Below are 13,052 nucleotides of genomic sequence, written 5' to 3'. Positions count from 1 at the left end.
AATTACACAATAAAGACTGGCCCAATTCTAAATAAGTTAACTCGTAATTTGCTAACACAAATTTCGATTATTTTATATTAGCAGCACCTATTAACAGAAACTCTTTATTATTATTATTATTTCAATTGATTAGGTGCCGTTTTGCGCTGTCGCATAATTTTTAATTCTGCCAACAAGATAAACGCTTAAATAGTGTCTAACTTTTTGAGGGTAGTTCAAAATCCGCGAGTCGCGATAGCTATCCGGATTCATAAGTAGGCTAGAACTAGCAATTAATAATATACCGTTTAAGTTTACAATTCATTAAATTTAAGCATAGATCAGAAAGAACAAAAGAGAGGGTTGATATATGATGAAAATTATAAAAGTACTTTAGTAAAAAATTAATGAGATTTTACTTGTTTTTTGCCACAGTACTTTGTTGATGGTAGTTATTTATATTCCATACATTTTCTTGATAATGTTTCCTTTTAATTTTTGTATTGGTTTTAAGTTTGTAAAAGTTAAACTATTTATGTCATCAGGACAGTTCGTTAATATTTCATAACCATTTTTAGTAATTAATACTGTGTCAGAATGTCTAAAACCTCCAACGCCTTCTATGTAAATTCCGGGTTCAATACTAACAACCATTTTTTCCTTTAGAACTGTCTTATCTCCTTCAGCTAAATAAGGACCTTCGTGATTTCCTAAACCTATTCCATGACCAGTTCTATGCATTAAGTTTTCTTTAAATCCTTGTTCAATTAAAAATTGTCTCGCAGCTAAATCTACATCTTCTGCAATAACACCTGCTTTTAATACAGCATAACTTCTGCGTCTAGCTTCCATCATTAATTCAAATGCTTCTTCTTGTTTTTTGGTTGGTTTACTTGTGAAAAATGTTCTTTCCAATTCAGCAGAATACCCATTTACTCTTAAAAATGCTAAACTAATATGTGAGCCGTCAACTAGTACATCTGAAACTTTGGGTATTCCGTGAGGCTGATAAGAAATTCTACTAGGCCATGCCGCAACCAAAATATTTGTAGCTAAATAGTCAAAAGGTGTTTCTTTGATTACTTTTTGTTGAATAGAACGTCCAATTGAAAAAACTTCAAGTTCCGACATTCCGAAATATGCATTTTTATTTAATTTCTTAATACTAATATCACAACATCTCGATGCTTGTTTTATTAACTCAATTTCTGTATTACTTTTTATCCAACGCTGTTCTTCCAATATCGAATTTTCTACGATATTAAGATTAACCGAATTCAAAAAAGCTAAAATTTCGAAAGGTGTTTTAGCTCCAATTCCAATAAGTTTACTGTCTTTTACTATTTCAAGAAGTATATCGTTCCAACGTTCTGGTTCTTGAGCAGGATATTCCCAATAACTTTTTATTACATCGACATGATCAACCTTTTTTAAATGAGCAAGTTCCATTTTTGGAACAATAAAACTGACTTCGCTTTCTGTAATTATTAGTAGAAATAATCTTTCAAGACTTTTGTAAGTTAATCCAGTTAAATAGTAAATATCTTCTTCTTCCGAAATGATTAAAGTGTCAAGTTTGTCTTTCTTTAACCTTTCTTTAATTGAGTTTATTCTCTGTTTGTATTCTAATTTACTTATTTTCAAATTTCAGTTTTTATTGCGTTGTTTTAATTACTGCCAACGTTTTTCTTTAGTTTACAATAAATATCTTTATATAGAAAAAGAGGAGAACTATAACGTGTTTTAGATTAGCGATCCCTTATAAGTTGTTGGCAATAGTGATTTTTTTAAAAAACTATTCAGATACTACAAAAGTCTTTAGCATATTTTTACTTGAGGCGTTTGGTACTTCCGAAATTAGGACATATTTTCCAGATTCAAGTTCAGCTGTAAAAAAACCTTTGTTTCCACCAGGCATATCATTAACACCACCAATAAAAGTAACAGCATTTGGCGCTGGTTCTATCAATCCTTTTGGATCTGCCCAATTCATCCAATTTTCCAACTCCTCAAGATTAGCATTTTCATCTAGCTTAACAAGATTAATATCGTGTCCGACAAAATTTTCATGCACAATCTGATCTTTATATTTTACCATAAAGGTGTGTTTACCCGAACTAATGGAGTCATTAAATACAATTCCATCAGTACTCGAAATATTAATGTCAATATCCGCAGTTGGTTCATTGTTCTCCGAATCAGTTCCTGATACTACGATATCTTTTGTCATACCCATAGATGTATGAAACATGCCATTGCTCATTTTTACATAGCATTCAACAATGTATTTTCCTGGTTTTAGATTAAGTGTCGTTTCTCCTATTTGATTTGGCGAGAGTAGTCCTGAACCACCAACAAACTCAACTTCACCAAACCAGTCAGGAAGTTTTGCAAATTCAGCATATCCTTCTTCAGTTTTTCCTTCCATAATTAGTTTCATGGCACTATCAAATACTGGAGCTACTAGTTTTTCCGCATCTTCTGAAGTCTTTCCTTCAGGGTATTTATCTATAAGGAAAAAGTGTGTTTGAGGTGATAAATTCTTATAACGAAAGGTATTCCAGCCAGAGGTAATAGTATCAGCCATTTGAAAATCCATATTCCTTGTTATAATTTCTATAACATTATCTTTTTCTTCAATAACAGTTTCCAGTTGCATTTCTTTTTTATCAGTTTTACAAGACTGCATGAACAAAAATGTAAACGCAACGATTATAAACAATGCTATCGAGCTAGCTTGTACAGTATAATTTTTAAAAGTTCTCATAATTTTGTGTATTTGGTTAGTTGTTATGTTTTGTCCTGAAATATGGCTACAGGTTAAAATTGAATTTACGCTGATAATTTACCCGCCTGCCGGACGGGCAGGTATACCATATTAGGTGTTTTATAATCTAAAGATAAGTGTAATCTTATTTCATTGTATAAATTAATAGCACTTTTTGCAGCTCTCTTTGCGTGTGCTACGTTATCAAAGGTCTGGTCGAGATAAAACTCATCTTTTAAGATGCCATTTACCCGTTCTGCCATGGCGTTTTCATAACAATGGTTTTCTTCTGTCATACTGAGATCTATCTTTTTTCTTTTGAGTATCTGTGTATACACATTACTACAATATTGTATTCCTCTATCAGAGTGATGTATGAGTCCTTTAATGTTTTTAGCTTGATAAATGGCCTTATTAAGCGCTCTTACACATCCTTTTAGTTCTAGGCTATCACTAAGGTCGTAGCCCACAATTTTACGAGAATGCACATCAGTTATTAAAGCTAAGTAACAAAAGCCTTTTACAGTTCTAATGTAAGTGATATCACTCACCCAAACTTGATTAGGTCGCGTTATTTCAAGGTCTTTTATAATGTTGTTATACTTGTAAAAGCGATGATATGAGTTAGTGGTTCTGGCACTGGTTTTCTTTCTAATTGTTAGCATATTATGTTTTCAAAGGACGTTAAATAGCGTATTTCTACCAACTTTAATGTTGGCTTTTTTAAATTCATCATCTAATGATTTTATGAGTTTACGTACGCCTTCTCTAGGAAGGGATTTGCGTTTTTTACTGACTATGTTTATAATCGGTTGTTCTAGTCTTAAACGCTTATCAGCTCTAGATTTGTATTTATAATACGCATCACGTTTAAGTCCAAAACAACTTGCTATAGTAGATAAAGAAGCAAATCCCTTAGCTCTATTTCTAGTTTTAATAAAAGCTAGATATTGAGCTTTTTTTTAAGTTGCTGAACATTTTTATATCCTAATTTTTCTGCAGCTACTTCAAGATAGGATTCCTCCACCATTGCATCCAGATCCTTTTTAAGCATTAGCTTTTTAAGTTTTTCATTCTCTTTTTGCAATGCTTTGATTCTAGATATTTCGTCTTTAGTTTCCACTTTTACTCTGGTGTTCATTAAGTCTTTACGATTATACTTTTTAATCCACTCATTGACTGTTGTGGGTGCAATAGAATAGAGTTTACAAAGTTCGCTCATTGTGTGTTTACCTTTACTAAGTTCGTCAAGAATTTTAAGTTTAAAAGGCTCTGAATACCGTCTAATTACTTTGTCATTTTTGTACATAATATTTAAAATTATGTAGCCTTATTTCAGGACGGGTCAAAATTAGGCACAATGGTTCTGTATATGGTTTGTTGCATGATTAAGCACCTAATTTAGCAAATAAAAACCGAATATAAAATTCACGATAATTTTCGTAAGTAAGCTAGAACTAGCAATAAATTATATACTTTTTTATGCATAGTTATTTATTGAGTTTTATCTCAAATTTTTTAAGACTTGTTTCTTTTCGCCACCATGAGTATTCTATAAGATTAGATGTATAATAAAAGGCTATGACCTTTGGTTTACGAAATACTTATTTAAATATAAAAACGGCTTAGGTAAAACTCAAGCCGTTTTTTTAATATTCTGTAATGTATAGTTTTTGTTTTATTGTGTTAACCAATCACTCAAAGTAATACTTGGTGTACCAAGAAGGTTATTTGTGTCATCACTAATACCAACTTCTTTTGTTTTTTCAAAATACTCGAACATTGGGATGATATTTTTCAATTCCTTGTTTCTTGTGATGAAGGCAATAATTTTAAGCAACCCAAAAGGTGCGTTTGCTACTTTATTTATGCTTGGGTGTTTTACCTTAATATATTGCTCTAATGCTTCTTTAAGGGTCAACTTTTCTGGGCCATAAGAATAAAACTCCCGATTTATAGATGCTTCAATCGCATAGGCTTTACTTAGCTGTTTTGCAAAATCCTTAGAACTAATCCAATGTAATTTTAAAGGCTGTTTTCCCATTACGTTGGCCTTTCCGTTTTGAATCATCATATCCAAGGATTCCATAAACCAGGTAGGTCTAAAAATCATATAGGGTATGCCATTTAATTTAAGTAATTGTTCGGCCTTATATTTATTTCCTACCATGGTAAACCAGCTATTTTCTTTGCTAACCGTTGCACCACTTACATAACTGATACGTTGTATGTTTTTCAATTTTGCTATGGCAACAATGTTTTGAACTGCTAATGCCTCATCTGGTGTGTTGATTGTATTATGTATCGCATCACAGCCGTTAATAGCTCTTTCTAAGTCACTCTTTTTTAATACGTCACCTGGTGCAACTTCATGGTTAGGGTAATTTTCTGCTTTAATTCCTCTAGAAAACAATCGTAACTCGTTTCCTGCTTTTGATAATTCTTTTATGCATTCTTGGGCAATCATTCCTGAAGCACCTATTATTAGTATTTTCATATTTTAACTATTTTCGGGTTGAATAATAAAACTACGCTCGCTAAAGGCAGGAATAGTAGGTGTTGCTTCGTAAAAAAAGTCTAGTTTGTCTATTGTGTCCATCATACCTAAGCTGTAAAGTAATGGTACATAGTGGTCTGGTGTAGGTGCTGCGAGTTTACCTAGTTTATGACTAGTAAGGTAATTGGTTAAGTCTTTAAAGTTTCTAGCTTCAAGTTGCTGTTTTAACCAAGCATCATACTCTGTTTCCCATCCAAAAATAGAGCGATCTCCTGTTCGCATTTTCTGCATCACTAAGCTCAAATTGTGAATTAATGAACCACTACCAATCACCAAAACGCCTTTTTCTCTTAAAGATTTGAGTTGCTGCCCCATATTAAAATGGTATTCAGGTTGTGCGTTATAGTTAATACTCATTTGAAAAACGGGCACATCTGCTGCTGGAAATAAGTGCATCAACATGGGCCAAGCGCCGTGGTCCAAACCCCATTCATCGGTTTCTTCTATTGTAGTTACCAATTTGGTGATTTCCTTTGCAATCTCTGGTGCGCCTTGTGCACTATATTTTGGATCGTAATAATGCTCTGGAAAGCCATAGTAATCATAAATCTGTTTTTGCTGTACCGAATTATTAACCATGGTTTTGCCATTGGTACACCAATGTGCAGAAACCACCAAGGCTGCTTTTACTTCATAGTTCTGTTTCAATTCCTTTCCTAAATCGTATAATTTCATCCAAAAAGGGCGTTCTTCTTTGCTTATAGGAATGTCCATAGGATTACCATGAGAGGTAAATAGAACAGGCATTTTTTTAGACTGCTTTGGTAGCTTGTCGGTATATTTTTTAAGGTCTTCTAATCCGTTCATAGTGTTAAAGGCATAGGTGGCACCAAGTATTATGCTACCACCTAATAAAATGGACTTTTTTGTAAAATCTTTTCTAGTCATGCTAGAATGTTCAATCTACTGTTTTGGGAAAATAGGTGCTTTTTTAGTACGTCCCCATACCACAAACACAGCAAGTATTAAGAAAAAGATATTCATACCTATTAATGATGCTTCTCCTCTTGAAATATGAAAAACACTTGCAGCTATCATCAGTGCAATGGTTCCGTAAGCAGCAAAAACAGATAGTTTGGGCTGTATTTTAAGAGCTGCTGGTAAAATGATGCCTATACCACCAAGTAAATCTATGATTCCTGTAAATGTAAGTAGCCCAGGATTATCCAATGCCCAAGGTAGCATTTTTGCAGTTTCTTCAATGGGTTGAAATAATTTAGCGTATCCTGCCCAAATTAATGTTAGGGCAATAAGGCCTTGTGCTACCCATAAGGCAATGTTTAATCCTTTTGATTTTGTTGTTGTCATTGTTTAGATTGTTAAGTTATTGATTGGTACAAAAATCGGTTTTACAGTACCGTTAAGCATTAATGTAGATTAAGAAATTAAAGCGCGTGGTTCAGCTCCTCCTTTTTAACTGTTAAATAGTCAATATTATACTTGTTGGGTTCTGTTCTAAGCGGCTGCACACTTGTTGAAATGCCAGTAGATTTAGAAATGGTATTTATTTTCTCTGGATTATTTGTTAATAGTTTTATAGATGCAACACCAAGAAAATCAATTACATGAGCAACGATATCAAATGTTCTTAAATCGGTATCAAAACCCAATGAATGATTGGCGGCTATGGTATCTTGTCCTTCGTCTTGTAAAGCGTAAGCATTTACCTTATTAAAAAGACCAATTCCGCGTCCTTCTTGTTTCAAGTAGATAACGGCTCCTTCTTTTTTTTCTGATATCAACTTTAAACTAGCTTCAAGTTGTTCGCCACAATCGCATTTTAGTGAGGTAAAAACATCTCCAGTTAAACATTCTGAGTGCACGCGCATCAAAACATCATCCTTTGCCCTTAAATCGCCCATTGAGACGATTAAATGTTCTTTGGAATCTTGTTCACTTTTTAATGAAACAATATTAAACACACCATATTTAGTTGGCAATTTGGCTGTATTAGAAAACTGTACTTTTTCTTTATGAAATAACATAGTGGTAAATATTAATGTCTAAAACTATTTAAAATGCTTAGTGCAAAGGTTGTTATTTAAACAGTTTTAGACCTTAATCTATATTAATAAATAAAAGTGAAGTGCTTAATCCTTTTTGGTAATCTTGTTTCTTATAGTACTCAAGGCTTCGGGCGTAATTCCAAGATAGGATGCAATCATTTTTTGAGGTATTCGATTGGGTAGTTCTGGATATGTTTGCAGAAAGTATTCATAGCGCTCTCTAGCTGACGCACTCATTAACGATAAAATACGTCTTTGCATAACACCTATTCTTTTTGTTAATGCTTCTAAAATTGATTGAAACTCATTCATGTTTTTTTCTGATTGAGAAAAATTATTGACATCTACGATTACGACTTCTGAGATTTCAATAGCTTCTATAAAAAGTATTGTTTCATTATTAAAGGCTTGGGATTCTATATCTGAGGCGATCCAGCCTTCAGAGGCAAACATAAAAATATGTTCTTTTCCTTTTTCATCTATAATATAACTTTTTAAAAGGCCTTTTTTTACATAAAATGCCTTGGCAAATTTTTGACCGGCATTTTGAAGAATAGCTCCTTTTGAGAACCTCTTTGTGTTACCAGTATTTTTAAAAATTTCATCAAACATTTATTCAGGACGGGTCATAATTATGCACAACGGTGTTGTGTATGGTTAGTTGTGTGTTTCAGCAACTAATTTAATAAACAAAAACGAACGCGAGAAAATTCCGAAGGAATTTTCCAAATAAGCACTTGCCAAAGCAATTAATTATACACGGCTTAAGTTTACAATTCATTAAATTAGAGCATAAATCAGAAAAGACAAAAGAGAGGAATAAGGTTAATATACACGCAGAGACTTTAGATCTCGTCAACATTGAAAATCCCCTCTCTTTTCTTTCGCAGTTTCGAACAGTTCCCCGCCTGAACGGACGGGCAGGTATGAGGCTTTAGACCTCGATTTTAAGTCGTTGAAACTCGCGTAGATTGTCCTTTCAAAAAAAACATTTTCTTATGAATAAAGATATTAAATATTTTGGGATTGACATCAGTCATTTGGTTTTTGATGTTACAGACTCTGATGGTAATTACCATCAGTTCAAGAACAAGTTATCGGGCTTTAAAAAGTTTGCAAAACTCTTGAATTCGAACAGCCATTGTGTGATGGAAGCTACAGGTTATTACCATTATCAGTTAGCGTATCATTTGCTAGAATTGGGTATAAAAGTATCGGTAGAAAATCCATTGTCAGTGAAACGCTTTATCCAGATGGGACTATCAAAAGTTAAGACGGATAAGAGCGATTCAAAACTCATTTGTGATTATGCTCAGGAAGTAGATTTAAAACTTTGGAAAGGCAACTCAAAAGAGGTACAGGAATGTCTCCAGATCGTCAGAACCCTTTCAGTATACACAAAGCAACGTACTGTGATAAAGAACAAATTACATGGGGAATCTGTTTAGGAGAACCAAGCAAAGCTGTTTTGAGATCATTGAAACGAAGTTTAAAACAGCTTGATAAAGAGATGAAAACCTTAGAGGCTAAGTTGTTGATTTTGGTAAAAGAGACACATCAAGATTTATTTACACGTATAAAAACGATACCTGGAATCGGTAGAAAGACCGCCATTATGCTAATAGTTCTAACAGGTGGTTTTGAACGTTTTTCAAGCGCAAGTGAACTATGTAGTTATGCCGGACTTACACCAGTAATAAGGCAAAGTGGGAGTAGTGTAAAAGGACGTCCACGAATAAGTAAAATGGGCAATCAAAAACTCCGGAATTTATTATTTATGTGCAGTTTTACAGCATGTAAATACAATAAAGCATGTAGAGCTATTTTTGAGCGAATAGTAGTCAAGGGAAAGAGTAAAAAATTGGCTTTAATCGCAGTATGTAATAAGCTCTTAAAACAAGCTTTTGCTATCGCAAAATCGGGATTGATATTTGACAACGACTATAAAAGTATGTTAGTGAAAAATTAATAGAATTTTACTTGTTTTTTAGCACAGTACTTTGTTAGCATACGTATTTATTTCGGTCTGTATTCTTCATTAAACATTATTGGTATTGTATAAGCTACATTAATTACTTCGCCTGCTTTAATGTAAAAATCAAATTCAGGTAGTGATTTTAGTATTCGTAAAGCTTCTTTTTCTAATTCTTTGTACTCTGTCCTTGATTTTATTTCTACGCTAAATTCCGTTTTTAAATTTCCAGACTTTATGAGTCCATAAACTATATGATTACCTTTTTCTAAATGAGGTATATCATTCCAATTTATATTCTTTGAAATGAAATCATTCAAACTCTCTTGGTTTTGAGTATAGATTGAGATGTGAGATTCTGAATTGTCGAATTTCTTTTCATTTATGACTTTTCCTTTTCTAATTCCTAATACCCATTCTGATTCATAGATTTTAAATTCTCTATTTATTAATTTTCCATTCGGAACTGATAGTTTACCAGGATGCCAATTTGCTAATACCATTCCATTGTCATATTCTGTTGGAAATAATTTTTTCAAATCAGCTTTGATTTTATTTTCTGAATAGGAATAATCACAACTATAGATATTTGATAAGTAAAGTTTATTCTCAATAATTTTCCACTCTGCAATATATTCTCTCCAACAAGCAGTCGAATATCCAGCATCTTCGTCGCCAAATAAATTCAATTCGTCTAATTTCGGATATGAACCTAATGGATTGCTATGTAAAGAAATTGTGTCATTTTTCCATATCAAAATATCAGGAATTTGTTCGGTAGCGAAACCAAATGTAGAAACCAATAATATTATGATACTCAATGTTCTTTTCATATGTATGCTAACACCAAAATAAAGTTACTTTAACAAGGACAACAACGTTATTTCGCTATAGTATTATCCTCTTGAGTGTTTTCAGTAAAGTTAGCATATTTAATTTGTAATGCTGAAACTTATTATGATCAAATCTCGTAAGTATAAATATGAGAATAAAATTAATCTGGTTACTTTTTTTACTTCCATTAAGTCTGTTGGCCCAAAAAATAGATAATACCGTTTCATTTCGAAATATCGAAAAAGATAGCTATTTCAGGTTTCATTACGATAATGATTATTTTGCTGCCACAGATGAAAACTATACACAAGGTTATAATTTTGAATTGGTATTACCAAGTTTAGAAAAGAACCCGATCAATCATCTGTTTTTTAAACCAAAAGATGTTTCAACCAAATACGGACTCTCCATTGAGCATATTGGTTTTACGCCAAACAATTATGCTAGTGAACTGATCCAAATCGGAGACCGACCTTTTGCCGCAACGATTATGCTAAAAGGTTTTACAATAGCCACGGATACCATTCGTAAAACCAGAATGTCACAAACCTTTAGTCTTGGCTTAATTGGTCCTGCTGCCTTTGGAAAGGAAATGCAAGTTGGAATTCATGAAGCTACAGGCACTAAAATTCCAAGAGGTTGGGACAATCAGATTAAGAATGATGTAATAATTAATTATAGAATAGATTTTGAAAAGCGAGTTTATCGTTTCAATAATTTATTCGGATTACAGGCCAATGCTTCAGCACAATTAGGCAGCTTATTTACCAACGTTTCTGTAGGTATCAACATGCAACTTGGCATTTTGAATTCGGCATTTACTAACCCAAAAAATAAAAATAATTTCCAAGTTTACTTATATGGACAACCTGCATTAAATGTAATTGGTTACGACGCTTCCCTTCAAGGAGGACTATTTAACAACAAAAGTCCTTATACTATTTCATCTCACGATTTAGAGCGTTTTACAGCGCATTACAATTATGGGTTGGTTCTAAAAACCAAAACACTTTATTTCGAATATACCAGATCTGCAATTACTAAGGAATTCAAAACAGGTGCATCCGCAAAATGGGGAGGCATTCGGATTGGATTTACGTTTTAGATTTCTATTTGTTTGGAAGCTAGAGATTTTCCAACTAAGAATCCTACAATTGCCAATACACAATCAGCAACACTAAACCATAAGTCTTTAGGCAACATAAATACAGTAAAAAGAGTTGCCAAAAGCATTAGGCCGCCAGCAATATAAGAAGGTATTATACTTGTTTTGGAAATTTTGGCTGCGACAAACATACCAATTACAATACCTGCAAAGTGTCCGATAACAACAAAGATTTTAGAACCCATTGGTATTTGGTCCATGTTGTTTTTTATCCATTCCATGTTCGAAGGGTCTGCACCTTCTGGAAGTGGAAATAAATTATGACCTATTAAGGATTCAAATATATGAACAGTTATGCCTGCAACAATAATCCCAACGATAGTGGCTAATACATTTTTCATGGTTCTAGTTGATTGGTTAGTGGGATTAAGATAATTAAAAAATAGAGAGGGTTAATGAAAAAGTTTTATGTTAATTGATTAAATGATAACTTAGTTCTCAATTAATATTATTGTTATAGCTTGTCAATCATAAAATTAAACTTCAATTATATGAAAAACAGTATGCTCAGAATTTTTCATTTAATCAAAAAAGGCGAGTTGAAATTTATGATAAACGGTATTTCTAAACGGATTTCATCAACAAATAAAACTTTTGGCTTAAAACGTGATTTGAATATGGAATTTCAAAGTCCCGAAGCACAAATAGAAGTTGCTATAAGACCTTTTAAAGCGGGTGATCTTGAGCACTTTTCAATGGATTTACAAAATGATGGTCTAATTGAAAAAGAAATTCCGACCTGCTATATAGCAACGACCATTGCTGGTACGCCTTGTCACCGACAATGGGTTATAGGCTCCGATCAAAATAATAAAATACAGGAGTTTTGGGGAAATGCATTTCCTGTTTTAGAAGACGATGAAGCTCTGGTAGAAAGTGTTTTTACTATTCCAATGTATAGAAGAAAAGGAATTATGCCAGCAACATTGTCCAAAATTGCCAAAAAAGCACAAGATTTAGGCGTAAGAAGTTTAATAATGTTTGTTGCCACAAACAATATCCCTTCACTTAAAGGTTGTCAGCGTTCAGGATTTGAGCCTTATCTGCTTCGAACTGAAAAATGGTTTTTGTTTAATAGAATGGTGATTTTTGAAGAAGTACCTAAGGAAATGATAGAACAATATTCGAAAGATGTTATAAGTTGAATACATCAATCACGTACCTGAACTCTTAAATTTCATATGTAATTCGGATTTCAAAACTGAAATACGGATTAAACTGCAATTTTAATCAATTGCTCGGAAGAAGATAATTACCATCATAACTACCACTAATTACTTGGCCGTCATTTCTCATAAATGTAAACGTAAACACAATATTGTATGCTGTGAAATTGGTAATGTTTACAGAACTAGATTGGGCAAAGGTATCAGCTTCTGAATCATCGTTAGATAGAAGTATTGTTCCTGGTGAAAATTCACTATTCACGATAAATCCGTTAATTGAAATATCATAAACTTCAATATCAGTATAGTTGGTGACATGTAGGTTTGTATCTTCTATTTCGAAGTTTACAAGGGCAATATCCTCCAAATCTCCGTTGCCAGTAGCTTCTGAACTGGTTTTATTCCACAGACTTATTTTTATAGGGCTTGGATTAGTTGCTGATGTGTTTTCGTCAATGATTATTGCGGTTGTTAAAGGATATGTGACTCCATCAAAAATAAATTCGTTGGTATCTTCTGGAATGGTAGTGTTATCCTCAGGTGAACAAGCGGTAAAAATAAGGACAAGTAATAACGTGAATACGTAGTGTGATTTGGGTTTCATAA

General features: G+C 33.0%; 14 protein-coding genes and 1 pseudogene. 3 read left to right on the top strand and 12 right to left on the bottom strand.

The window, feature by feature from the left end; genetic code table 11:
* Nucleotides 1-435: 435 nt before the first annotated feature.
* The 9 genes from HM990_RS11605 to HM990_RS11565 form a co-directional block, all read right to left on the bottom strand.
* Entirely contained in the window at nucleotides 436-1,623 is a 1,188-nt protein-coding gene (locus tag HM990_RS11605; protein WP_178989095.1) for a M24 family metallopeptidase, read from the bottom strand.
* A gap of 151 nt (nucleotides 1,624-1,774) precedes the next feature.
* Complete coding sequence (locus HM990_RS11600; protein ID WP_178989094.1) at nucleotides 1,775-2,746, bottom strand: hypothetical protein; 972 nt, start codon at nucleotides 2,744-2,746, stop codon at nucleotides 1,775-1,777.
* 65 nt (nucleotides 2,747-2,811) lie between these two features.
* Entirely contained in the window at nucleotides 2,812-3,411 is a 600-nt protein-coding gene (locus tag HM990_RS11595; RefSeq protein ID WP_178989093.1) for an IS3 family transposase, read from the bottom strand.
* Between the two features lie 278 nt (nucleotides 3,412-3,689).
* Nucleotides 3,690-4,055: a transposase gene (locus HM990_RS11590; protein WP_178989092.1), complete on the bottom strand. Its 366-nt coding sequence runs from the start codon at nucleotides 4,053-4,055 to the stop codon at nucleotides 3,690-3,692.
* A gap of 369 nt (nucleotides 4,056-4,424) precedes the next feature.
* Nucleotides 4,425-5,243 (bottom strand): SDR family oxidoreductase, encoded by an 819-nt coding sequence (locus HM990_RS11585; RefSeq protein WP_178989091.1) that lies wholly within the window; start codon nucleotides 5,241-5,243, stop codon nucleotides 4,425-4,427.
* A gap of 3 nt (nucleotides 5,244-5,246) precedes the next feature.
* Nucleotides 5,247-6,191 carry a dioxygenase family protein gene (locus HM990_RS11580; protein ID WP_178989090.1) on the bottom strand — a complete coding sequence of 315 codons (945 nt, stop codon included), beginning with the start codon at nucleotides 6,189-6,191 and terminating at the stop codon, nucleotides 5,247-5,249.
* Nucleotides 6,192-6,206: 15 nt separating this feature from the next.
* Nucleotides 6,207-6,611, bottom strand: coding sequence for a DoxX family protein (locus tag HM990_RS11575; RefSeq protein WP_178989089.1), 405 nt, complete (start codon nucleotides 6,609-6,611; stop codon nucleotides 6,207-6,209).
* A 77-nt stretch (nucleotides 6,612-6,688) separates the two neighbouring features.
* Nucleotides 6,689-7,288 carry a GTP cyclohydrolase II gene (ribA, locus tag HM990_RS11570; protein ID WP_178989088.1) on the bottom strand — a complete coding sequence of 200 codons (600 nt, stop codon included), beginning with the start codon at nucleotides 7,286-7,288 and terminating at the stop codon, nucleotides 6,689-6,691.
* 105 nt (nucleotides 7,289-7,393) lie between these two features.
* A complete protein-coding gene (locus HM990_RS11565) occupies nucleotides 7,394-7,921 on the bottom strand; it encodes a Crp/Fnr family transcriptional regulator (RefSeq protein ID WP_178989087.1) in 528 nt (175 codons plus the stop codon).
* A gap of 386 nt (nucleotides 7,922-8,307) precedes the next feature.
* On the opposite strand from HM990_RS11565, the pseudogene HM990_RS11560 reads away from it, so the two are divergent.
* Nucleotides 8,308-9,278 (top strand): annotated as a pseudogene (locus HM990_RS11560) (IS110 family transposase).
* A gap of 47 nt (nucleotides 9,279-9,325) precedes the next feature.
* On the opposite strand, the gene HM990_RS11555 reads toward HM990_RS11560, so the two are convergent.
* Nucleotides 9,326-10,114, bottom strand: coding sequence for an energy transducer TonB (locus HM990_RS11555; protein ID WP_178989086.1), 789 nt, complete (start codon nucleotides 10,112-10,114; stop codon nucleotides 9,326-9,328).
* 149 nt (nucleotides 10,115-10,263) lie between these two features.
* Between HM990_RS11555 and HM990_RS11550 the strand changes: the two genes are divergently transcribed.
* On the top strand, nucleotides 10,264-11,220 hold the full coding sequence (locus HM990_RS11550) for a lipid A deacylase LpxR family protein (protein ID WP_178989085.1): 957 nt from the start codon (nucleotides 10,264-10,266) through the stop codon (nucleotides 11,218-11,220).
* Here HM990_RS11550 and HM990_RS11545 read toward each other — a convergent pair.
* Nucleotides 11,217-11,621, bottom strand: coding sequence for a hypothetical protein (locus HM990_RS11545; protein WP_178989084.1), 405 nt, complete (start codon nucleotides 11,619-11,621; stop codon nucleotides 11,217-11,219). The two genes, HM990_RS11550 and HM990_RS11545, sit on opposite strands and share 4 nt — an antisense overlap.
* Before the next feature lie 150 nt (nucleotides 11,622-11,771).
* Between HM990_RS11545 and HM990_RS11540 the strand changes: the two genes are divergently transcribed.
* Entirely contained in the window at nucleotides 11,772-12,425 is a 654-nt protein-coding gene (locus HM990_RS11540) for a GNAT family N-acetyltransferase (RefSeq protein WP_178989083.1), read from the top strand.
* 85 nt (nucleotides 12,426-12,510) lie between these two features.
* Here HM990_RS11540 and HM990_RS11535 read toward each other — a convergent pair whose 3' ends face one another.
* On the bottom strand, nucleotides 12,511-13,050 hold the full coding sequence (locus tag HM990_RS11535; protein ID WP_178989082.1) for a hypothetical protein: 540 nt from the start codon (nucleotides 13,048-13,050) through the stop codon (nucleotides 12,511-12,513).
* Nucleotides 13,051-13,052 lie beyond the last annotated feature (2 nt).

The sequence above is a fragment of the Winogradskyella schleiferi genome, assembly GCF_013394655.1.
Classification (GTDB): Bacteria; Bacteroidota; Bacteroidia; order Flavobacteriales; family Flavobacteriaceae; genus Winogradskyella; species Winogradskyella schleiferi.
The sequence above is the reverse complement of the archived record's forward strand: the minus strand, read 5'-3'. Positions and strand labels throughout refer to the sequence as shown.